Below are 21,340 nucleotides of genomic sequence, written 5' to 3' on the forward strand. Positions count from 1 at the left end.
CGGGAGGCGGCGGAACGGTGCAGGCCCCTCCGAGCGTCGACGGGCGGAACCCGTCGGCTCCCCCCATCGGAGTGACCTGTCTTCGACTTCAACAGACTTCGGGCGATTTCACAGCGTCGAGGGTGACCCCAGTTCGAGGGTGATTTGACCCCCTGTCCCACAGATGGGGACCTCGTTGGAACCGCTTGCCCGACAGCTGCGGAAATGCCCGGTCACAGCGCGGGTTCAGCGCTCTCGCGGCGGGCGTCCCGGCGGCTTGACTGCCCCCGGCCACGGAGTAGTGTCGTCGCTCGTGACACACGAGGGCCCCCCTTCGGGCGCGAAGGCGTCCCCCACCGGTGCGGACGACGCCGACGCCAACGAGCTCCGCACCGCGAAGCACTTCTTCATCGGCGAACCGCTCTCCAGCGACAAGCTCGAGGGCCAGCTCTTGCAGAAGCGGCTCGCCCTCCCGATCTTCGCGAGCGACCCGCTCTCCTCCGTGGCCTACGCGCCGCAGGAGCTGCTGATGATCCTGCTGCTCGGCGGCCTCTCCTTCCTCACCTTCGCGCCCTGGGTCGCCGGCTGCGTCGTGGTGCTGCTGGTCGTCGTCGTCCTCAGCTACCGCCAGCTGATCAAGGCCTACCCCTCGGGCGGCGGCGACTACGAGGTCGCCCGCACCAACCTCGGCGAGACGGCCGGGCTGACGGTCGCCGCGGCCCTCCTGGTCGACTACGTGCTCACCGTCGCGGTCTCGGTCGCCTCCGGCGTCGACAACATCATCTCCGCGATCCCGGCGCTGGCCCCGCTCCGGGTCGAGCTCGCGATCCTCTTCGTGATCCTCCTGGCCGCCGTGAACCTCCGCGGCGTCTCGGAGTCGAGCAAGGCCTTCGCCGTCCCCACCTACCTCTTCGTCGCGAGCGTCTTCGTGATGGTCGTCGTCGGCCTCGGCCGCGCGGCCTTCGGCGACGCCCCGATCGCGGAGTCGGCCGGCTACACGGTGCAGGGCGAGCAGCTCACCCAGGCCGCGATCGTCCTGCTGCTGCTGCGCTCCTTCGCCAGCGGCTGCGCCGCGCTCACCGGCGTCGAGGCGATCTCGAACGGCGTGCCCGCCTTCCGCGTCCCCAAGGTCAAGAACGCGCAGCGCACCCTCGTCGCGATGGGCACGATCGCGATCGTCCTCTTCGTCGGGCTGACCGCTCTCGCCCTGCTCGCGAACGTGCACTACGCCGAGAACGCGTGCCACCTCGTCGGCTTCACCGACTGCGCGACGACGCCGCAGCGCTCCGTGATCGCGCAGGTCGCCGCCGCCACCTTCGGCAACAACACGATCCTCTTCTTCGTGATCCAGGCCGCGACCGCCGCCGTCCTGCTGCTCGCGGCCAACACGGCGTTCAACGGCTTCCCGCTTCTGGGCTCGGTCCTCGCCCGCGACGGCTACGCGCCCAAGTCGCTGAACACCCGCGGCGACCGCCTCATCTACTCCAACGGCGTCATCATCCTGGCGCTCGTCGCGGCGATCATCCTGCTCGTCTACCAGGCCTCGCTGACCAGCCTCGTGCAGCTCTACATCATCGGCGTCTTCGTCTCCTTCACCCTCGGGCAGTCCGGCATGGTGAAGCACTGGATCCGGATGATCAAGAACGGCGAGGGCTCGCGCACCGTCAAGACGAGCCTCGCGATCAACCTCTTCGGCGCCACGCTCACCTTCGCCGTGCTCGTGGTCGTCACGATCACGAAGTTCACCCACGGCGCCTGGCTCGTCTACCTGGTGATGCCGATCCTCGGCGTGCTGATGGCGGGCGTCTACCGCTACTACCGCGACGTGGAGAAGGAGATCGAGGTCGACCCGACCACGACCTTCGGCGCCAACGGCGACCACGCCGTCGTCCTCGTCGGCCGGATGAACAAGCCGACGCTCAAGGCGCTCGACTACGCCATCGCCGCGCGGCACGAGTCGCTGGAGGCGGTGCACTCGTCGATCGACGACGCGCAGACCGCGCAGCTCAAGGCCGACTGGGCGCGGATGGACATCGAGGTCCCGCTGCGCTGCATCGCCTCGCCGTACCGCGACATCTCGTACCCGCTGATCAAGTACATCAAGGCGCACCGCCTCGAGCACGGCTCCGAGATCATCACCGTCTACATGCCGCAGTACATCGTCGGGCACTGGTGGGAGGGCTTCCTCCACAACCACAAGTCGCGCCGGATCCGCCAGAAGCTGCTGCTCGTGCACGGCGTCACCGTCGCGCTCGTGCCGTGGCTGCTCGACTCCTCCGAGCTGATCTACGGCCGCCGCTCGCGCCCGATCCCCGGCCAGTCCCGCCGCGGTGAGCCCGTGCGCCCCGTCACCCGCCGACCCATCCCGCCCGCCTCCGTCCTGCCCAAGGGCGCGGCCGGCGAGGGCGCTCCGCGCAGCGGCTCGCGCACCGCCGCGGCCACCCGCCCGAAGAAGCCCGCCGGCAAGGGCGGCGGCAAGCGCCGCTAGCCCGGCGCCCGCCGGCGACGCCGGGGTGGACGCGAGCAACGGCTCGCGGCCGGTCCGTCGGCCGCCGCTCCCGCCTCATGCTGATCGAGTGGCCCGCGCAGCGGGCGTATCGAGATCCACCAGCGCCAGAAGACAAGTCTGCAGACCCACCCTCCTGAGGACGGTGGGTCTCGATACGCCCCTGGCGGGGCTACTCGACCAGCATGTGCCGGGCGCGGCCGCGAGACGGAGCCTTCGGCGCCCCCTCATGCTCATCGTGCAGCCCGCACAGCACGCGCCCTCCATGCTGATCGAGTAGCCCGCGCAGCGGGCGTATCGAGATCCACCAGCGCCAGGACATGAGTCCGCAGAACCACCCCGCCGGCAACGGTGGGTCTCGATACGCCCCTGGCGGGGCTACTCGACCAGCATGTGCCGTTGAAGCGGCGCGATCGTACAAAGCCGCATGCGCAGACAGGTAGAGGGCCCGCGGCGACTCGCCGCGGGCCCTCGATTTCCCCTTGTGCCTTCCCCCGAAGGCGGCCCGCCCCAACGGGCCGTCATCGACGCTATCGGCGGGCTATGCACCCGCGCATCCTCCTCACGACGGATCCGCGTCAGCCCCCTGTCGTGGTGCGACGCCGAGCGCGAGGTGCCAGAGCACGGCCACCGCGAGCAGGGCGGCGGTCGTCCAGACCACCACGAGGACGGCCGCGTCGACGACGTAGGAGCGGTACGCCTCCTCGAACGGGTCGAGCCCCGAGCCCGAGAGCACCACGCCGGCCGGGACGACCGCGGCGGCGAGGACGGCCGTCCACGCCGCGACCCGCGCCGGGCCGCGGTGGTCGACGGCGACGTGATGCGGCCGGCGGGCGACGTACCAGACGAGGGCGCCGATCCCGAGGCCCACCAGCCCGAGCACCCCGCTCGCGTACTGCGCCCACTTGTAGCCCGCGAACGGCCCGAGCTCCTCGCGGAGGAACGGCAGGGCCGCGACGAACGGACCGCCGTCGTGGGTGAAGGCGTCCCAGAGCACGTGCGACGCCGCGCCGATCACGATCCCGACCATCGCCAGGACGATCGCCGTCGTCCTCGCCCGCGCGGTGCTCGGCGGTGCCGGCGGCGGCCGCAGGCGCACCCGGACGATCCACGGTGCGAGATCGCGCCAGGCGGGCTGGAGCAGCACCAGCCAGAGCACGAGGCCGACGGCGCCGACCGCGAGGTCGACCGTCACGATGCCGAGCATCGAGTGCGTCGCGTCCCGCGCCCAGCGCAGGGGCAGGTAGAGGCCGATGTCCGGGGCCATCGCGCCGATCGCGACCGCCGCGGCGGGGATGCGGCTGTTCGTGAACGCCAGAGCGACGACGGCGTGGCTCGGCGTGAACGGCATAGTGCACGGTATCCCGTGCGCACCTCGCTCCGGCGGTCCCGGACGCCCCCCGCACGGCCCCCGCCCGGGGAGCTCGGAGCGCCGCGACCGTAGAATCGTCCGGACGTCCGGCCCTCCGGGCTGGTCGAGGCGACGGATCGGAGCGGGTGTGCGGAAGGCGTTCGCGATCCTCCGTCTCGCGCTCGCGGGGCTGGGGGCCGTCGGGCTCGTCGGCGACTTCCTCTACACCCTCGGCTTCCGGCTGTTCCAGATCGACAACTTCTTCGCGTACTTCACCACGCAGTCGAACATGGCCGGCGTCGTCGTCCTCGGCCTCTCCGGGATCGTCGCCCTCGCCCGCGAGCGCGAGCCGCGCTGGCTCAGCACCCTCCGCGCGCTGGTCCTGACCTACATGGTCGTCTCCGGCATCGTCTTCGGGCTGATCGCGGTGGAGGCGAACAACCGCGGCGTCCGCGTCGACGTGCCGTGGTCGAGCGCGCTGCTGCACTTCGTCATCCCGACGCTCGCGCTGCTCGACTGGCTCCTCGCCCCCGGCCGCCGCCCCGTCGCCTGGCGCGGCACCCTCACCGTGCTCGGCTTCCCGATCGTCTGGGGCGTGATCACGCTGGTGCGCGGCGCGCTGATCGGCTGGTACCCCTACTTCTTCCTCGATCCCGCGCAGGTCGACGGCCCGGTGATGTTCGTCGTCTACGACGTGATCGTGCTCGGCCTGATCTCCGGCATCGCGGCCTTCATGCTCGCGCTCAGCCGGGTCCGGCCGCTCGGTGCGGCGCGCGCGACGGAGTGGCGGGGCCCGCTCGCCCGGCTGCGGGAGCGGCTCAGCCGGCAGCGACGGCGAACGGCGTGAGCGCCGACTGCGCGACCACGAGCAGCTCGTCGTCGCTGAGCGACTGCAGCGACAGGGCCTGATCGGCGCCGACGAGCCCGACGAGCACCGCCTCGCCGGTGGTCGGCTCGAGGTTCAGCCACTCCGTGATCCCGGCCGCCGAGCCGACCAGCGACCAGCGCGCGGGCAGGGCCGGATCGGTGTCCCAGAACGGCTCGTCGAAGCGGAGCCAGAGCGTCTCGACGACCCCGGAGCCGATCGCCGCGATCGCGGTGCGGTGCGCGAACGGCAGCGGCGGATCGAACGCGATCGCGTCGCTCTGCAGCACCCCGATCGGCACCGTGACGAGGACGCGGTCGGCGGTGAACGACTCCCCCGTCGCGAGCCGGATGCTCGCGCCGGTGTCGCTGTAGCCGATGCCGCTGACGGCCGCGCGCAGCGAGATCTCGACGTCGGTCAGCAGCGTCTCGACGAGGGGCGCCAGGCCGTCGGTGAGGACCGCGGCGGCCTCGTCGGAGGAGTCGGCGACGTCCTCCGCGGTGCTGGCGGCCGAGGCGTCGCCCAGCCCGTACCAGGCGGAGAGCTCGGCGGGTGCGGCGCCCGTGCGCAGCACCGGGCCGCCCGCGAGGAACGCGGCGAGGCGAGCGGCGTCGCCGTCCCCGCTGCCGGGCTCGACGGTCGCCGGGTCGGGAGCGCCGGATTCGGCGAAGGCGTCGGCGAGCGGGAGGTCGGTGGGCTGCTCCGCCGCCCACTCGAGCGCGCGGGTGAGCGCCTTCGCGGCGGTGTCGCCGACGTCGGGCCGGTCGCCGTCCTCGGTGCTGGAGAGGACCGTCGCGAGGTCGACGGCGGAGGTGGTGATCCCGGCGTCGAGGACGCTCTCCCGCAGGGCGGGGCCGGCGCCGACGAGTGCCCAGGCGCCGCTGTCGACGGCGATCGGCCAGCCGTCGGGGGTGCTGGTGGCGATGCGGCCGCCGACGCGGTCGCGCGCCTCGACGAGCGCGACGTCGTAGCCGGCGTCGAGCAGGCGGCGGGCGGCGACGGCCCCTGCGAGACCGGCGCCGATGATCGCGATCCGCTCGCCCTCCTCGGCGATCGCGGCGATCTCGCCGGCCGCGCGGACTCCGGAGTTCCAGGCGCCCTGCAGGGTGCCCGGCTCCTGGGAGTCGGTGGCCTCGCCGGCGAAGAACAGGCGGTCGAGCACGTTCCCGGCCAGGTCGTCCCGGTGCTCGGGGGTCGCCCCGACCGCGAGGTAGGAGACGGCGCCGAGCGCGTACGGGTCCTCGGCCCAGCCGGAGCGGACGAACGCGGCCGGCGTCGGCACGGCGGTGGTGCTGGGCGTGGGCACCGGGGCCTCGGTGACGGAGCGCGTGGGGGTCGGCCGCGGCGGAGTGCAGCCCGCGAGGACCAGGAGACCGGCGCCCGAGGCGGCTCCCGACAGGAAGAGGCGGCGTCCGATCGTCATCCCCGTCATCCTACGTTCTCGCCGCCCGGCGGGAGCCGCGGACACGGGCCGCCCGGCGGACGCCCGACGCCGAGTGGTAGACCTGTCCCATGAGCAACGACATCCGCGAACTCTCCGAGGGCGAGAGCTACCTCGCCTTCTTCCAGGGCGGGCCGTTCGACGGCCAGACCGAGACCCGTGTCAGCACCGAGGGGGGCTACGAGAAGTCGGTCGACGTCTACGCCGCCGTCGACGGCCAGGAGACGCACCTCGTCTACACGTCCGTCTCGGCGAAGGAGGTCGGCGAGTCGGTTCACGTGACCTACGCGCTCGACGCCCCCGACTCCGACCCCGTCGAGGACCCGGAGGACCGCGGCGGCGGATTCCAGTAGTCCGCAGCAGCGCCTCCCCGCTCCCACGCGGGAGCACGGACGCCGTCCCGGTCGCGATCTCGCGATCCGGGGCGGCGTCTTCGTCTGCGCCCGGAGGCTCTTCATGACGAACCGTGACGTCGCCCAGGTCCGCTCCGAGTCCGCGTCCCTACGATCGCGCCGGAGCGTCCGATCCACGGCCGCCCGGACGGAGACGACGATGCCCACCGAGCAGACCACCGCGACGATCGGCGCGCAGACCGCCGACTTCACCACCGGCTTCAACGAGACGATCGGCGACGAGCTCGCAACGGTCTTCGCGAGCGAGCAGGCCGACCTCGTCGAGAACGGCGTCCCCGCCGGAGCCGTCGCGGCCGGGGAGCGGCTGCCGAGCGCGACCGTGGTCACCGAGGGCGGCGAGAGCGTCGCGCTCTCCTCCCTCCTCGGCGACGGCCCGGCCGTGCTCGTCTTCTACCGCGGCGCCTGGTGCCCCTACTGCAACATCACGCTGCGCCACTACGACGCGACCCTCGCCCCCGAGCTGGCGAGCCGCGGCGTCGCCTTCGTCGCCGTGAGCCCGGAGACGCCCGACGCCTCCGCCACGCTGGGCGGCGAGCTCGGCTTCACCGTCGTCACCGACCCGGGCAACGCGCTCGCCACCGAGCTCGGCATCGTCACCGCCCCCAGCGACGCGGCGATCGAGGCGCACACGGCGCTCGGCTTCGCGGTGAAGGACTCGAACGCCGACGACACCCCGGCGATCCCGTTCCCGACCGTCCTGGTGCTCGACGCCGAGGGCGTCGTCCGCTTCGCCGATGTGCACGTCGACTACACGACGCGCACCGAGACCGAGGCGATCCTCGCCGCGGTCGACGCGCTCTCGTAACCAGTACGGGGAGGGGCTGTCAAGGGCCCCTCCCCTCACGGCTCGCTCCCCATCCGCAGCGCCACACTCCTTCGAACCACTTATGACGCCGATCCTCGGCGCCGGAAGGAGCACGACTCATGGCAGAGATCACCGCCCACCACGGCCTCTTCAAGGACACGGACCTCCACGTCGACGACACCGGCGGCTCGGGTCGCCCCGTCGTCCTGATCCACGGCTGGCCCCTGTCGGGCGAGTCCTGGAGCGAGCAGGTCCCCGCGTTCGCGGCGGCCGGCTTCCGCGTCATCACCTACGACCGCCGCGGCTTCGGCCGCAGCGACAAGCCGCTCACCGGCTACACCTACGACACCCTCACCGAGGACCTGCACACGCTGCTCACCGAGCTCGACCTGCAGGACGTCACCCTCGTCGGCTTCTCGATGGGCGGCGGCGAGGTCGCCCGCTACTTCTCGAAGTACGGCACCGAGCGCCTGCACAGCGTCGTCTTCGCGTCGGCCGTGCCGCCGTACCTGATGAAGACCGACGACAACCCGGACGGCCCGCTCGAGAAGTCGGCCGCCGCCGAGATGACCGCCGGCCTGACCAAGGACGAGGACTCGTTCTACGAGCAGTTCACGACCGAGTTCTTCTCGGTGAACGGCGAGCTCAAGGTCACCGAGGCGCAGCGCCAGGACGCCCTCGCGCTCGCGAAGCAGTCGTCCAAGCACGCCGCGCTGGCCTGCATGGCCGCGTTCGCCGGCACCGACTTCCGCGAGGACCTGCCGAAGGTCACCGTCCCAACGCTCGTCATCCACGGCGACGGCGACGGCACCGTCCCCTTCGAGGGCTCCGGTGCGCGCACGCACGCCGCCATCCCCGGCTCCGAGCTCCACGTCGTCGCCGGCGCCCCGCACGGCGTCAACGTCAGCCACGCCGAGGAGTGGAACCGCGTCGTCCTCGAGTTCCTGAAGAAGTAGCACGGAGGAAGGGGCGTCCCGCTGCGGCGGGGCGCCCCTTCTGTGTTCCCGGAATCTCGCGCGCTTTTGCATGCTGGTCGAGTAGCCGCGCAGCGGCGTATCGAGACCCACTTCCACCAGCAGTCCCGGTCATGGTGGATCTCGATACGCGCGCTGCGCGCACTACTCGATCAGCAAGAAGGCCGCGCTGCGCGCGCTGCCCCATCAGCCCTGACGGGCGCGGCGACGTTCATGCTGGTCGAGTAGCCGCGGAGCGGCGTATCGAGACCCGGAAGCACAGCGCGCATCGCGCGCCCTTCCATGCTGGTCGAGTAGCCGCGGCACGCGGCGTATCGAGACCCGGAAGCACAGCGCGCCGTGCGCGCCCCCGGCGTCAGCCCTTCTCCGCGCCCTCCGTGGTGTTCATGATCCGCCGCTGGAAGACGAAGAAGAGCACCGCGACCGGGATCGACATCAGCACGGCCGCCGCGAGCTGCAGCGGGTACTGGTTGCCGGTGCCCAGCTGCCCCGAGACCAGCGAGGCGACTCCGGTCGTCAGCGTGTTCAGCTCCGGCGACTGCCGCGAGACGACGAAGTGCGAGAACTCGTTCCACGAGCCCTGGAACGACAGGATGAACAGCGTCACGATCGCCGGCCGTGCCATCGGCACCACGATCGAGCGGAAGGTCCGGAAGACGCCGGCCCCGTCGATCCGCGCGGCCTCCTCGATCGACAGGGGGATCGAATCGAAGAACTGCTTCATGATGAAGATGCCCGCCGCATCGACGATCAGCGGCACGATCATTCCTGCGTAGCTGTCGTAGAGCCCGAGCTGCTTGAGGATGAGGAACCGCGGGATCAGCAGCACCACCGCCGGCACGCTCATCACGCCGATGAACAGCGCGAAGAGCAGCCCCCGACCGCGGAAGCGCAGCCGCGAGAGCGCGTAGCCCGCGAGCGAGTCGAAGAACACCCGCCCGACCGTGACGAAGACGGTCACGATCACCGAGTTCAGCGTCCAGAGCGGCAGCGGCACGTCGGTGAACAGCCGCTCGTAGGAGGCGAACGACCAGGTCGCCGGCAGCAGCGACAGCGGGTTCGAGGTCGCGTCGGCGTCGGTCTTGAACGACGACGCCACCGAGATCAGGAACGGGTAGATGTAGACCAGCGCGAGGCCGATCAGCAGCAGGTAGCCGCCGATCAGCGAGGCGCGGCCGCGGGCACCGAGCTGCACGCGGCGGTGCGGCAGCGGCGCCTGGGGCGGCGGCTCGGCCTCGGTGCGCGGCGCGGAGTCGACCAGGGTGCTCATCGCACTCCTCCCGTCGTGAGGGTCGTCGCGGCGTCCGCGCGGGCGGCCCGGCGGGTCCGGCGGGCGCTCGGCTCGCCCTTCTCGCGGAGGATCGCGCGCTGCAGCAGCGTCAGGACGACGATGATGAAGAACAGGATGAAGGCGATCGCTGCGCCCTGGCCCCAGCGGAGGTCCGTGAACGACGACTCGTAGGCGAGGTACGCCGGCGTGAGCAGCGTCTTGCCCGGAGCCCCGCCTCCGGTCAGGTAGATCTGGTCGAACACCTGCCAGGTGCCGATCAGCCCCAGGGTGAGCACGGTGAACAGCGTCGGCTTCAGCATCGGCAGCGTCACCGAGAAGAACTTCCGCAGCGGTCCCGCGCCGTCCATCAGCGCCGCCTCGTCGATCTCGGCGCCGATGTTCTGCAGCGCCGCGAGGAACAGCAGCATGAAGGTGCCCGAGGTGGTGAAGATCGCCATGGTGATCAGCACGCACATCGCCACCGACGGACCGGACAGCCAGTCCCACCAGGTCAGCCCCAGCGGAGCGCCGCCCGCGAACCACGCGCCGTCGACGCCGACGAGCCCGAGCAGCGAGTGCAGCACCCCGGTCGGGTCCGCCATCCAGGTCGGGCCGTCAGCGCCGAACCAGCCGAGCACCGCGTTGACGACCCCGGAGGCGCTGAAGAGGAACAGGAAGATCACCGTGATCGCGATCGACGACGTCACCGAGGGGAAGTAGAACGCGGTGCGGAAGAAGCCGCGCCCGCGCAGCACCCGGCGGTTGACCTGCACCGCCAGGAACAGCGCGAGCGCGGTCTGCAGCGGCACGACGAGCAGCACGTAGTAGACGTTGTTGCGGATCGCCGTGCCGAAGTCCTTCTGCGCCAGCCCGGAGTCCAGCAGCACCGCCCGGTAGTTGTCGGTGCCGACGAACTCCGCGGTCGGGCCCAGCGGCGAGCCGAGACCGTTCCAGTTGCTGACGCTCACCCAGAGCGCGAGGGCGATCGGGACGACCAGGAAGACGCCGACGACGAGGATCGCGGGGAGGGTGAACAGCCAGCCGTAGCGGGCCTCGTTCCCGCGGATGCCGGAGCGGCGGCTCCGGGTGGCGGTGGCGGTGCTCATCGGCGTCGTCCCGCGCTACTTCGCGTTCGCGGTGTCGAGCGCGTCCTGCAGGTTGGTCTGCAGGTCCGCGAGGATCGCCTCCGGGTCGCCCGACGCCAGGCCCTCGAGGGCCGAGTTGAAGTCGGTGATCACGGTGGCGGCGCCGGCGAAGGCGACCGGGCTGACGGCGTAGTCGTTGCCCGTGACGAAGGCGGCGTTCTCGGGATACTTGCTCGCGTACTCCGCGGCGCCCGACTCGGTCGAGGGGATCACGCCGAACGCGTCCGAGAAGGCGAGCTGCTGCTCGTCCGAGGTGAGCGACGCGACGAGCGACTCCGCCTGGTCGGCGGTGGTGCTGCCGGCCGGGATGCCCCAGCAGTTGCTGAAGGTGAAGGTCGACTTGCCGCCGGGGCCCGCGGGCAGCTCGGCGACCGTGTAGTTCACGTCCGGGTAGTCGGCTTCGAGCGCGCCGTTGATCCACGGGCCCTCGATCACCATCGCGGCCGCGCCCTTGCCGAACGCCTCGCCGGACCAGCCGGAGTCGAGGTCGGCCGGGAACTTCAGCACGCCGTCGCTCAGCAGGGTCTTCACCTCGGTGAGGCCCGCGACGTTCTCGGGGGTGTCCGCGGTGACCGTGGTGCCGTCCTCGGAGAGCAGCGAACCGCCGGCCTGGTTCATGAAGGTGCCGATGCGGGCGTACTCGGGGCCGAAGGAGAGCCCGGTCACGCCGTTCGCGGTCAGCTTCTGCGCCGCGGACTGGAGCGAGGCCCAGTCGGTCGGGACGTCCGCGTCGGTCAGGCCCGCGGCCGCCCAGAGGTCGGTGTTGATCACGAGGCCGAGCGTCGAGAAGTCCTTGGGCTCGCAGTAGAACTGGTCGTCGTAGGTGAAGGCGTCGCGCAGCGCCGGGTAGAAGGCGTCGGCGTCGTCCGCGTCCTGCGCGTAGGGCTCGAGGTAGCGGTTGCTCGCGTAGGTCTGGAACTGGTCCCAGCTCATGTAGAAGAGGTCGGGCGGGTTGCCGCCCGAGAAGCCCTGGCCGAGCTGCTGGGTGAGGTCGCTGGCCGCGACGACGTCGACGGCGGTGTCGTTCGCCTCGCCCCAGGAGTTCACGGCGTCGGTGACAGCGGTGGTCTCGGCGTCGCCGGACGAGCCGATCATCACGGTGAGCCCGGCGGAGTCGTCCGCTCCGCCGCCGCCGCCGCTCGAGCAGGCGCCGAGGGAGAGGGCGAGGCCGCCGGCGAGGATCGCGGCACCCCAGCGTGCCGTTCTGGTGCTGTGCGTCATGTTCTGACCTTTCATGGGTTTCGGGAGGGAGTCGTGGGGAGTCGTGGGGGAAGGTGGCGCCCGGTGTGCGGCGTCAGCTCTCGGAGTGGTGGAGCGGGGTGCGCACGACGAGGTGCGGCGTGATGAGGCGATGCGCCTCCCCCGGTGCGAGGGGGCGGTGGACGACGTCGTCGCCCTGCTCGCCGAGGAGGAGCTCGAGGGCGCCGGCCGCGACCGCGCCGAGGTCCTGCTCGACGCTGGAGAGGCCGACGGCGCCGGCGACCGGGGTGTTGTCGAAGCCGACGATCGCAAGGCTCGGTCGGCCGACCGCGACGGCCGCCATCGAGGCGCCGAGGGCGAGGGAGTCGGAGACGCAGACGAGCCCGTCGACCTCGGAGTGCGCCTCGAGGAAGGCGATGGCCGCGGAGCGCGCGCGCTGCACGTCGTCCTCGGCCTCAGCGACGAGCAGCGGCACGCCGGCGAAGCGCTCCGCCATCACCCGCTCCCAGCCGCTGCGGCGGTCGTCGCCCGTGGCCGAGCCGTCCGGCCAGCCGAAGAACGCGATCCGGGAGCAGCCCTCGTCGGCGAGATGCGCGGTGGCCTGCGCGACGCCCGCGGCGCCGTCGACGTCGACCCAGAGGTGCTGCGGGTCACCCTGGTCGTCGAGCCCCCAGGGGCGGCCGAAGGTGACGAACGGGACGCCCTGCTCGATCAGCCAGGCCGTGCGCTGGTCGCCGTAGAAGGTCGAGGTGAGCACGAAGGCGTCGACGTCAGCGCCGTCGCGGAGCTTGCCGATCCGCTCGATCTCCTCCTCGGGGCTCGCCGCCGTGTAGAGCAGGATCCGCATGCCGCGGGCGTCGGCCTGCTCGGTGACGGCGTGCAGGAAGCGGTCGAGGAGGCTGCCGGAGACGCCGTCGAGCACGCGGTCCATCCGGACGCCGATCGTCCCCGACTTGCGGGTGCGCAGGCGCCGGGCGGAGGCGTGCGGACGGTAGTTGAGGTCGCCGATCGCCTTCTCCACCCGCTCCCGCGTGCTCTCGCGCACGATCTGCGGGCTGTTCAGCACGTTCGAGACGGTCTGGCGCGAGACACCGGCTGCGCGGGCGACGTCCTCGACGGTCGGCAGTGCCATGCGTCCTCCTCGACGGGTGTGCGGTGGTGCGGTGCTCGGGCTTGATCGTTCAAATCCCCGCAAACCGAGTTATTTGATCGATCAAATTCCTGGGTAATGTTACCTGCGGCGACGGCGCTGTCAACCGGCCGTACGCTCCAGTACCGACGATCCAGTGAGGAGTCGACCGTGACGACCGACCACGACGACCACCCCCGCCCGCCCCGGCAGCCCCTGCTGAACGACGCCGTCGTCCTGCTCCGGGCGCCCACCCAGCTCTGGAGCGACGACGCCGGTGAGCTCGGCGCGCTGCCCGCGCACGGGCTCTACCACGGCGACGTCCGCGTCCTGGCGGGCCTGCGCCTGCTCGTCGGCGGTGAGCCGCTCGAGTCGATCGCGGTCGGCCGCGACGGCGCCTCCTCCGCCCGCTTCACCGCGCTCGCGCGCCATCTCGACGACGACGCCGCCGACCCGCGGCTGCGCGTCGTGCGCCTCCGCACGGTCACCGCCGGCGGGCTCGAGGAGCGGATCCGGCTCGAGTCGGCGCTGCCCGACGCCGTCACCACCACCGTCGAGCTCGCGCTCGATCCGGACTTCTCGCTCGTGCACGTGGTGAAGGCGGGGCTGCGCGACGAGACCGCCGTGGCGCCCGCCGTCGACGGCTCCTCCCTGGTCTGGACGCACGCGGGCGCCCGCGCCGAGGTCCGGGCCGAGGGCGCCGCGGTCTCCCCCGGCGGGACGCTCTCCTGGGACGTCGTCGTCCCGGCCCGCGGCTCGGTCGAGGTCGCCTGGAGCATCGTGATGACCGACTCCGCGGCCGTCGTCGGCGCCGCCCCCGGCCCCGCGGAGTGGGCCGACGCCGTCGTCGAGGCCGGCGACTCCCGACTCGCCTCCTGGTGCCGCGCCGCCCTCGACGATCTGGACGCGCTGCGGATGGTGACCCTCGAGCGACCGGACGAGCCGTTCCTCGCGGCCGGCGCGCCCTGGTTCTTCACCCTCTTCGGCCGCGACTCGATCTGGGCGGCGCGGATGCTCCTCCCGCTCGGCACCGAGCTGGCCGCCTCGACCCTCCGGGTCCTCGCGGGGCTGCAGGGCACCGAGCACGTCGCCGAGACGGCCGAGCAGCCGGGCAAGATCATGCACGAGCTGCGCTCGACGACCCTCGAGATCCCGGGCGAGGGCGTCTCGCTGCCGCCGCTCTACTTCGGCACCGTCGACGCGACCGCGCTCTGGGTCTGCCTGCTGCACGACGCCTGGCGCTGGGGTCTCGCGGACGAGGAGGTCGAGGCGCTGCTGCCGGCGCTCGAGGCCGCGCTGCGCTGGCTCCGCGACGAGGGCGACTCCGACGGCGACGGATTCCTCGAGTACGTCGACACCACCGGCCACGGCCTCGCGAACCAGGGCTGGAAGGACTCGGGCGACTCGATCCAGTGGCGCGACGGCAGCCTCGCCGACGGGCCGATCGCGCTCTGCGAGGTGCAGGCCTACGCCCACGAGGCGGCGGTCGGCGGCGCCGCGCTGCTCGAGTACTTCGGCCGCGACGGAGCGGAGTGGCGCGCCTACGCCGCCGCACTCAAGGACCGCTTCACCGGCGCCTTCTGGATCGACGACGCCGATGGCGGGCACCCCGCGATCGCGCTGGACGCGGCCAAGCGCCCGGTCGACACCGTCACCAGCAACATCGGGCACCTGCTCGGCACCGGGATCCTGCAGCCGGAGCAGGCGGCCCGCGTGGCGCAGCTGCTCGGCTCCCCCGAGCTCGACTCGGGCTACGGGCTGCGCACCCTGTCGACCGACTCCGGCGGCTACTGGCCGCTCTCGTACCACGGGGGCTCGGTCTGGGCCCACGACACCGCGATCGCCGTGACCGGGCTCGCCCGCGAGGGCTTCGGCGCGGAGGCGACCGCCCTCTCCCGCGGACTGCTCGCCGCCGCCGAGGGCTTCGGCTACCGGATGCCCGAGCTGCACTCCGGCGACGCCGCCGCCGAGGTGGCGGCCCCCGTGCCGTACCCCGCCGCCTGCCGCCCGCAGGCGTGGTCGGCCGCCGCCTCGATCGCGGTGCTCTCGGCCGCCCTCGGCCTCGCCCCCGGCGGCTCGACGCTCGTCGTCGCGCCGATCACGCCGCCCCTCGCCGGCTCCATCCGCGTCGACGGGATCCGCTACCGCGGCTCCGTCGTCCCCATCGACTGGCGCGACGCCCACTGAGCGGCGGATGCTCCGCTCTTCCTGCCGCCCCAGCGGCCCTCGCCGAACAAGCGGCCCGCGCCGCCCCCTTTGCTGATCGAGTAGCCCGCGCAGCGGGCGTATCGAGATCCACCACCGCCAGGACACAGACCCTGCAGACCACCGTCCTGACGACGATGGGTCTCGATACGCCCCTGCGGGGCTACTCGACCAGCATGCAGAGGCACTGCCTCACCGGGACGTCCCGAATCCTGCTGATCGAGTAGCCCGCGCAGCGGTCCATGCTGATCGAGGAGGCCGCGCAGCGGCCGTATCGAGATCCACCCGCGTCGACAGCCCCGCCGTCAGGACAGCCGCGCCACGACCGCGCGCGCGATCCGCCGGCCGGAGCGGTTCGCGCCGATCGTCGACGCCGTCGGCCCGTAGCCCGCGAAGAAGACCCGGGGGTCCGTGAGCGACGCGCCGTCCTCGACCGCGACCCCGCCCTCGCGCTCGCGCAGGCCGAGCGGCGCGAGGTGCCGCAGCTCCGGGCGGAATCCGGTGGCCCAGATGATCGCGTCGGCGCGGGTGTAGGAGCCGTCCGGCCAGCGCACCCCGTGCGGCTCGATCGAGGAGAACATCCCGCGCTCGTGCAGCACGCCGCGCTCGATCCCCGCCACGACCCGGCGCGTGCGCTGCACCCCGGTGCCACCGACGATGCTGGGCAGCGCGCGGCCGGCCCGCGCCGCGCGGTCCTGCTCGGCCACCGCTTCCACCGCCGACTCCAGCGCGAGCTGCTCGCCGTCCCGGTAGACCACCGGTCGCCGCGTCGCCCAGGTCAGCGAGCGGGCGACCCGCTCCAGCTCGAGGAGGAAGCCGATCGCGGAGGTCCCGCCGCCGACCACGATCACCTGCTGCCCGGCGAAGTCGGCGGCGCGCAGATACTCCGTCGTGTCGATCTGGACGCCCTCGAACCGCTCACGGCCCGGGTAGTACGGCAGGAACGGCGAGCCCCACGTCCCGGTGGCGTTGACGAGGATCCGCGCGCGCTCGCTACCGGCGTCGGTCTCCACGACGAGCGGTGCCGTCCTGTCGCCGATCGTCGCACTGCTGACGCCGCGCACCGCCACCGGCCGCCGGACGGCGAGCTCGTAGGCGCTCTCGTAGGCCTCGTAGTACTCCGTGACCACGTCGCGCGCGGGCCGGCGGCGGTCCGCGGTCGCGAAGGACAGGCCGAGCCGGTCCATCCCGGGCAGGTCGTGCACGCGGTGCGCGGAGCCGAGCCGGAGCGCCTCCCAGCGGAACTGCCAGGCGCCGCCGGCGCGCGGCCCGCGGTCCAGGACGACGAAGTCGACGCCCGGGCGCAGGCCCAGACGGCGGAGGTAGTAGGCGACCGAGAGCCCCGCCTGACCGGCGCCGACCACGACGACGGGCCGCGGATCGAGCGCACTGTCCACGGTGCTCCCCACGCGGTCGGGAGGCGCCGCTCACTCCGCTGCTCGCGCACAGGGGGGCCGGTGCCTCGTCTGCTAAACTACCGGCTAGATTTCATACTTCCTGTCTGCTTCTTTTTCTCCAGCCGGCTCACCGCCCGTCTGGCCTGTCATCGTGAGGGGGTCACCCATGGGGCGCGGCCGTCAGAAGGCAAAGAACACCAAGATCGCTCGGGAGCTGAAGTCGTTCAGCCCAACGGTCGATTACAGTGCGCTCGAGCGCGAGCTCAGCCACCCGGACGAGCCGGACTACTCGAAGTGGATCGACGACGAGGACGAGGGCGACGACACCGACCTCGTCGAGGAGCAGCACCAGAAGCGTGCCTGATCCCTCCTCCGCCGCGGGGCCGCTCCAGTCGAGCGACCCCGCGGCTTCTGCGTTCCCGGAGCGGTCTCCGCTTCCGGAGCAGCCTGCGCTTCCGGAGCAGCCTGCGTTCCCGGAGCACTCCGCGTTCCCGGAGCACTCCGGGCAGCACGGCCGCGTCGAGCAGCTCTCCACCCGTGTCGCGTACGAGACCCCGTGGATCCGCGTCCGCGAGGACGAGGTGCGCTGGCCCGGCGGCGTCGAGGGCGTCTACTCCGTCGTCGAGCGCGCCGACTACGCGCTGATCGTCCCGCGCGAGCGCGACGGCTTCTGGCTGGTCGAGCAGTACCGCTATCCGATCGGCCGCCGCACCTGGGAGTTCCCGTCCGGCGGCTGGCCGCACGACTCGCCCGGCGGCGACGCCGAGGCGCTCGCGCGTGCCGAGCTGCGCGAGGAGACCGGCCTGCGCGCCGGACGACTCCGACCGCTCGGCCGGCTCAGCGAGGCCGACGGCTTCGTCGCGCAGTCGTTCGACGTCTTCCTCGCCGAGGACCTCGAGCACGGCGAGCCCGAGCGCGAGGAGACCGAGCAGGACATGCGCCAGCAGTGGTTCCCGGACGCCGAGGTGGCGGCGATGGTCCGCTCCGGAGCGATCGTCGGCACCTCCGACGTCGCCGCGCTCGGGCTGTTCTGGCTGGACCGGGGGCTCGGCTCGTGAGCGCGCCGACCGCCCGGGCGCGCTCGATGTCGGTCGTCGCTGCCAGGATGTCGAGATGAAGCCCGCGTCCGCGCCGTCGCCCGTGTGGCACTCGGAGACGCGCGGCCGCGACCTCGACGAGGCGCGCGCGTTCTACTCCCGCGGCTACAACGGGTCGGGCTTCCGCGCCGAGCACACCCGCATCCCGTTCGCCTACCGCTACGCGTCGACCGGCCCCGGCCCCGTGAGCCTGCACGCGGCCTCCTTCCTCGGCTCGGTCCGCGGCACGGTCGAGCCCACCGGCGTCTACGTCGTGCTCTGGCTCAACGACGGGCGCGCGAGCCTCGACCTCGGCCGCGACGAGAACCGGCTGGTCGCCGGCCGGCCGGCGATGTTCCCCTCCGGCCGCCCGTTCGGCTTCGAGACGAGCGAGTACCGCGACGCGCTGGTCCACTTCGACTCCGCCTACCTGGAGCGCGCCGCCGCCGAGCGGCACGGCACCGCGCCCGGCCCGATCCGCTTCGCCCCGCTCGCGCACTCGCCCGCCCCCTGGTGGGCGGCGGTGCGGGTGCTCCGCGACACGCTCACCGGAGTGAAGGCGCCCTCGTCGCTGCAGCGCGAATCCGCGTCGCAGGTCGCCGCCGCGGCCGTGCTGCAGGCCTTCGCACACCGGGTCGTCCCGCTGCCCTCCGCACCGCACTCGGTCAGCGCCCGGCGGCTGCGGCGGGCGGTCGAGTTCGTGCACGCGAACGCCGACCTGCCGCTCGGCGTCGCCGACATCGCCGACGCGGCCGGGCTGACCGTCCGCGGCGTCCAGCTCGCCTTCCAGCGCGCCTACTCGATGACGCCGCGGCAGTACCTGCGCGGCGTTCGCCTCGACCTCGCCCACGACGAGCTCGTCGCCGGCGGCCCGCAGACCCTCGTCGTCGGCGACGTGGCCGCGCACTGGGGCTTCATCAGCGGCGGCCGGTTCGCCCAGCACTACACCCAGCGCTTCGGCGAGCTGCCGAGCGAGACCCTGCGGCGCTGAGCCTGCGGCGCTGAGCCTGCGGGGCTGTGTCCGGGCCGCTGTGTCCGCGCAGCTGTGTCCGCGCAGCTGTGTCCGCGCAGCTGTGTCCGCGCCGCCGGACCGGCGTCACTCACTCCGCGACGCCGCAGGACGCAGCATCGGCCACCGCTCCCGAGCGTCGGCCCGGCGGACCTGGCCGCACCGCGAGGACTCCGCCGCGCCGACCCCGCGAGGGCTGTCGGAGGCGTAGTGTCCGAAGTCCACCCGCGGAACGACCCGCGGGTCCGCGTCGATGGAGCCGCGATGTTCGAACCCGAAGGATCCGCGCGCCCGGTCGCCCGGATCATGTCCGTGACCGCCGCACTGCTGATCGGCGCCGTCCTCGTCGGCGGCGCGGTCGGAGCCGCGGTCGCCCTGGCCCTCTACCTGCCGAGCGCGCTCGCCGCCGGAGCGCTCGACCCCTCCGCGCTGGTCGGCTTCGGGATGCTGATGGGCGTCGCCTCCGGCGCCGGCCTCGGCGCGGTGGGAGGCCTCGGCGCGATCGCCGGCATGGTCACCGTCCGCGCGATGAGCCGCCGGAGCGGCGCCTTCATCGCCGGGACGAGCGTCGGCGCCGCGTTCGGCGTGCTGATCCTCGCCGCGAACCTCCTCGTCAGCCGCGACGCCGCGACCTGGATCACCGCACTGCTCGCCACGGCGGCCGCCTTCCTGCTCTGCGCCTGGGGCTCCTGGCTGCTGACCCGCCGCGAGCACTCCTGGGAGCGGGCGCACGCCCCTGAGCGCCGGCGCCCTGCCGCGCAGCCCGCCGCCCCGGGGGCTCCGTCGCCGGCGAGCCGCCACCGCCCGGCCTGACCCGGGCTCACCCCTCCGGCACGCGGAATCACCCTCGGCACGCCGAACCAGCCGATTCTCACGAGCCGAAGCCCATCCCACGTGCCGAGAGTTCACCGCCGGAACCTCCGGCACGCAGGTTCAGCTCAGGCACGTCGAATCAGCCGATTCCCGCGTGCCCAGGCACGTTCCACGTGCCCAAGTTCCTCCGTCGGAACCCCCGGCACGCCGATCCAGCTCCGGCACGCCACACCAGCCGACTTCCACGAGCCGAGGCCCGTTCCACGTGCCGAAGCTCCACCGCCGGAACCTCCGGCACGCCGATCCAGCTCCGGCACGCCGAATCACCCGATTCCCGCGTGCCCAGGCGCGTTCCACGTGCCGAAGCTCCTCCGCCGGAACCCCCGGCTCGCGGGTCCAACTCCGGCAGGCCACATCAGCGGATTTTGACGAGCCGAGGCCCGTTCCACGTGCCGAAGCTTCACCGCCAGAACCTCCGGCACGCGAAACCACCTCCGGCACGCCCGATCAGCCGATTCCGACGTGCCGAGGCCCGATTCACGAGCCGAAGGTCGAGCCGGACCGCCCCGCGGTCAGCCCGCGTACGAGCCGACCAGGCGCACCGCGCCGCCGTCCACGCCCTTGGCGCCCTGCTCGAAGCCGTCGAGCGAGCGCTCGCTCAGCGACACGCGGCCCGCGACCCAGGACGGCACGCCCGACACCTCGAGCGCCGCGATCACCGCGGGCGCCGCGTCGGCGTCGACGACGGCGAACATCCCGATGCCGAGGTTCCAGGTGCCCTCGGTGCTCTCCAGCGTCGCCCCCGACATCGCGGCCAGCGCCCGGAACACGTCGGCAGGGCTCCAGCTGGAGCGCTCGACCTCGACCCAGGAGCCGCGCGGCAGCACGCGCGCCAGGTTCGCCGCGATCCCGCCGCCGGTCACATGGCTGATCGAGTGCACGCCCGCGCCGAGCGCCTCGTCCTCGAGCACCCGGAGCAGCGGCGCCGTGTACAGGCGGGTCGGCTCGAGCAGCACCTCGCCCACGACTCCCCCGAGCTCGGCGGAGGTGTCGGTGAAGCGGATCCCCTTCTCGGCCAGGATGTGGCGCACGAGCGAGTAGCCGTTGGAGTGCAGCCCGGAGGACGCCATCGCGACCACCAGGTCGCCGTCACGCACCCGGTCCGCGCCGCGCACCGCGTCCGCCTCGACCGCGCCGACGGCGGCACCGGCCACGTCGTAGTCGTCCGGCCCGAGCAGCCCGGGGTGCTCGGCGGTCTCGCCGCCGACGAGCGCGGTCCCGGTGGCCGAGCAGGCGCGGGCGATCCCCGCGACGATGTCCGCGATCCGCACGGGGACGACCTTGCCGCAGGCGATGTAGTCGGTCATGAAGAGCGGGCGGGCGCCGACCACGACGATGTCGTCGACGACCATGCCGACGAGGTCCTGCCCGATGGTGTCGTGCTTGTCGATCGCCTGCGCGATGGCGACCTTCGTGCCGACGCCGTCGGTCGAGGTCGCGAGCAGCGGCGCCCGGAAGTCCTTGAGGAACGAGACGTCGTAGAGGCCGGCGAACCCGCCCACTCCCCCGAGCACGTTGCGGTCGTGGGTCGCGGACACCGCCGCCTTCATCAGCTCGACCGCGAGGTCCCCGGCCGCCGTGTCGACTCCCGCGCGGGCGTAGCTGCTCGTCTCGTTGCTCACGCGACGACCCTACCGAAGGGCCGCGCCACGCAGACGCTGCCGTCGGGAGGCTCGACGACCCCGCATCGGGTTCGGTCGGA

At 72.7% G+C, this 21,340-nt stretch carries 18 protein-coding genes; 10 read left to right on the forward strand and 8 right to left on the reverse strand.

Annotated features, from left to right (window positions below; translation table 11 throughout):
- Positions 1-388: 388 nt before the first annotated feature.
- Positions 389-2,467: an APC family permease gene (locus C1I64_RS14745; RefSeq protein WP_243588079.1), complete on the forward strand. Its 2,079-nt coding sequence runs from the start codon at positions 389-391 to the stop codon at positions 2,465-2,467.
- A gap of 580 nt (positions 2,468-3,047) precedes the next feature.
- Here the strand turns inward: C1I64_RS14745 and C1I64_RS14750 are convergent.
- Positions 3,048-3,836 carry a DUF4184 family protein gene (locus C1I64_RS14750; RefSeq protein WP_127887723.1) on the reverse strand — a complete coding sequence of 263 codons (789 nt, stop codon included), beginning with the start codon at positions 3,834-3,836 and terminating at the stop codon, positions 3,048-3,050.
- Positions 3,837-3,984: 148 nt separating this feature from the next.
- On the opposite strand from C1I64_RS14750, the gene C1I64_RS14755 reads away from it, so the two are divergent.
- Positions 3,985-4,683 (forward strand): Pr6Pr family membrane protein, encoded by a 699-nt coding sequence (locus tag C1I64_RS14755; protein WP_123706324.1) that lies wholly within the window; start codon positions 3,985-3,987, stop codon positions 4,681-4,683.
- On the opposite strand, the gene C1I64_RS14760 is transcribed toward C1I64_RS14755, so the two are convergent.
- Positions 4,655-6,124, reverse strand: coding sequence for an NAD(P)/FAD-dependent oxidoreductase (locus tag C1I64_RS14760; protein ID WP_127887724.1), 1,470 nt, complete (start codon positions 6,122-6,124; stop codon positions 4,655-4,657). The two genes, C1I64_RS14755 and C1I64_RS14760, sit on opposite strands and share 29 nt — an antisense overlap.
- A gap of 89 nt (positions 6,125-6,213) precedes the next feature.
- Between C1I64_RS14760 and C1I64_RS14765 the strand changes: the two genes are divergently transcribed.
- The 3 genes from C1I64_RS14765 (at position 6,214) to C1I64_RS14775 (ending at position 8,316) form a co-directional block, all read left to right on the forward strand.
- Positions 6,214-6,495, forward strand: a complete 282-nt coding sequence (locus tag C1I64_RS14765; RefSeq protein ID WP_123448078.1) for an oligoribonuclease — start codon at positions 6,214-6,216, stop codon at positions 6,493-6,495.
- Positions 6,496-6,694: 199 nt separating this feature from the next.
- Complete coding sequence (locus C1I64_RS14770; protein ID WP_127887725.1) at positions 6,695-7,360, forward strand: peroxiredoxin-like family protein; 666 nt, start codon at positions 6,695-6,697, stop codon at positions 7,358-7,360.
- 119 nt (positions 7,361-7,479) lie between these two features.
- A complete protein-coding gene (locus tag C1I64_RS14775; RefSeq protein ID WP_123448076.1) occupies positions 7,480-8,316 on the forward strand; it encodes an alpha/beta fold hydrolase in 837 nt (278 codons plus the stop codon).
- Positions 8,317-8,689: 373 nt separating this feature from the next.
- Here the strand turns inward: C1I64_RS14775 and C1I64_RS14780 are convergent, their stop codons facing one another.
- From C1I64_RS14780 to C1I64_RS14795, 4 genes are all read right to left on the reverse strand, one after another.
- Positions 8,690-9,604 (reverse strand): carbohydrate ABC transporter permease, encoded by a 915-nt coding sequence (locus C1I64_RS14780; protein ID WP_123448075.1) that lies wholly within the window; start codon positions 9,602-9,604, stop codon positions 8,690-8,692.
- Entirely contained in the window at positions 9,601-10,710 is a 1,110-nt protein-coding gene (locus C1I64_RS14785) for a carbohydrate ABC transporter permease (RefSeq protein WP_127887726.1), read from the reverse strand. The genes C1I64_RS14780 and C1I64_RS14785 overlap by 4 nt, the downstream gene beginning before the upstream one ends.
- Positions 10,711-10,725: 15 nt before the next feature.
- A complete protein-coding gene (locus C1I64_RS14790) occupies positions 10,726-11,970 on the reverse strand; it encodes a sugar ABC transporter substrate-binding protein (RefSeq protein WP_127887727.1) in 1,245 nt (414 codons plus the stop codon).
- Between the two features lie 73 nt (positions 11,971-12,043).
- A complete protein-coding gene (locus tag C1I64_RS14795) occupies positions 12,044-13,081 on the reverse strand; it encodes a LacI family DNA-binding transcriptional regulator (protein WP_127887728.1) in 1,038 nt (345 codons plus the stop codon).
- Between the two features lie 168 nt (positions 13,082-13,249).
- Here C1I64_RS14795 and C1I64_RS14800 point away from each other — a divergent pair, with 168 nt between their 5' ends.
- Positions 13,250-15,265, forward strand: coding sequence for an amylo-alpha-1,6-glucosidase (locus tag C1I64_RS14800; protein ID WP_244209492.1), 2,016 nt, complete (start codon positions 13,250-13,252; stop codon positions 15,263-15,265).
- Between the two features lie 323 nt (positions 15,266-15,588).
- On the opposite strand, the gene C1I64_RS14805 is transcribed toward C1I64_RS14800, so the two are convergent.
- Positions 15,589-16,680, reverse strand: coding sequence for an NAD(P)-binding domain-containing protein (locus tag C1I64_RS14805; protein WP_244209493.1), 1,092 nt, complete (start codon positions 16,678-16,680; stop codon positions 15,589-15,591).
- A gap of 166 nt (positions 16,681-16,846) precedes the next feature.
- On the opposite strand from C1I64_RS14805, the gene C1I64_RS14810 reads away from it, so the two are divergent.
- The 4 genes from C1I64_RS14810 (at position 16,847) to C1I64_RS14825 (ending at position 19,578) form a co-directional block, all read left to right on the forward strand.
- Positions 16,847-17,044 carry a DUF3073 domain-containing protein gene (locus C1I64_RS14810; protein ID WP_123448069.1) on the forward strand — a complete coding sequence of 66 codons (198 nt, stop codon included), beginning with the start codon at positions 16,847-16,849 and terminating at the stop codon, positions 17,042-17,044.
- A complete protein-coding gene (locus C1I64_RS14815; RefSeq protein WP_244209494.1) occupies positions 17,037-17,738 on the forward strand; it encodes an NUDIX domain-containing protein in 702 nt (233 codons plus the stop codon). Before C1I64_RS14810 ends, C1I64_RS14815 begins: the two co-directional genes overlap by 8 nt.
- Before the next feature lie 55 nt (positions 17,739-17,793).
- Positions 17,794-18,747, forward strand: coding sequence for a helix-turn-helix transcriptional regulator (locus C1I64_RS14820; RefSeq protein WP_127887731.1), 954 nt, complete (start codon positions 17,794-17,796; stop codon positions 18,745-18,747).
- Positions 18,748-19,029: 282 nt separating this feature from the next.
- Entirely contained in the window at positions 19,030-19,578 is a 549-nt protein-coding gene (locus tag C1I64_RS14825; RefSeq protein WP_127887732.1) for a hypothetical protein, read from the forward strand.
- A 572-nt stretch (positions 19,579-20,150) separates the two neighbouring features.
- Here the strand turns inward: C1I64_RS14825 and purM are convergent.
- A complete protein-coding gene (gene purM, locus C1I64_RS14830) occupies positions 20,151-21,260 on the reverse strand; it encodes a phosphoribosylformylglycinamidine cyclo-ligase (protein ID WP_127887733.1) in 1,110 nt (369 codons plus the stop codon).
- Positions 21,261-21,340 lie beyond the last annotated feature (80 nt).

This window comes from Rathayibacter festucae DSM 15932, from assembly GCF_004011135.1.
GTDB classification, from domain to species: Bacteria; Actinomycetota; Actinomycetes; order Actinomycetales; family Microbacteriaceae; genus Rathayibacter; species Rathayibacter festucae.

Bases quoted from the DNA above. Each gene is read 5' to 3' on its own strand.
- C1I64_RS14780 (WP_123448075.1), bottom strand. From the start codon at position 9,604: ATGAGCACCCTGGTCGACTCCGCGCCGCGCACCGAGGCCGAGCCGCCG.
- C1I64_RS14790 (WP_127887727.1), bottom strand. From the start codon at position 11,970: ATGACGCACAGCACCAGAACGGCACGCTGGGGTGCCGCGATCCTCGCC.
- C1I64_RS14785 (WP_127887726.1), bottom strand. From the start codon at position 10,710: ATGAGCACCGCCACCGCCACCCGGAGCCGCCGCTCCGGCATCCGCGGG.
- C1I64_RS14825 (WP_127887732.1), top strand. From the start codon at position 19,030: ATGTTCGAACCCGAAGGATCCGCGCGCCCGGTCGCCCGGATCATGTCC.
- C1I64_RS14770 (WP_127887725.1), top strand. From the start codon at position 6,695: ATGCCCACCGAGCAGACCACCGCGACGATCGGCGCGCAGACCGCCGAC.
- C1I64_RS14750 (WP_127887723.1), bottom strand. From the start codon at position 3,836: ATGCCGTTCACGCCGAGCCACGCCGTCGTCGCTCTGGCGTTCACGAAC.
- C1I64_RS14820 (WP_127887731.1), top strand. From the start codon at position 17,794: ATGAAGCCCGCGTCCGCGCCGTCGCCCGTGTGGCACTCGGAGACGCGC.
- C1I64_RS14760 (WP_127887724.1), bottom strand. From the start codon at position 6,124: ATGACGATCGGACGCCGCCTCTTCCTGTCGGGAGCCGCCTCGGGCGCC.
- C1I64_RS14765 (WP_123448078.1), top strand. From the start codon at position 6,214: ATGAGCAACGACATCCGCGAACTCTCCGAGGGCGAGAGCTACCTCGCC.
- C1I64_RS14795 (WP_127887728.1), bottom strand. From the start codon at position 13,081: ATGGCACTGCCGACCGTCGAGGACGTCGCCCGCGCAGCCGGTGTCTCG.
- C1I64_RS14775 (WP_123448076.1), top strand. From the start codon at position 7,480: ATGGCAGAGATCACCGCCCACCACGGCCTCTTCAAGGACACGGACCTC.
- C1I64_RS14810 (WP_123448069.1), top strand. From the start codon at position 16,847: ATGGGGCGCGGCCGTCAGAAGGCAAAGAACACCAAGATCGCTCGGGAG.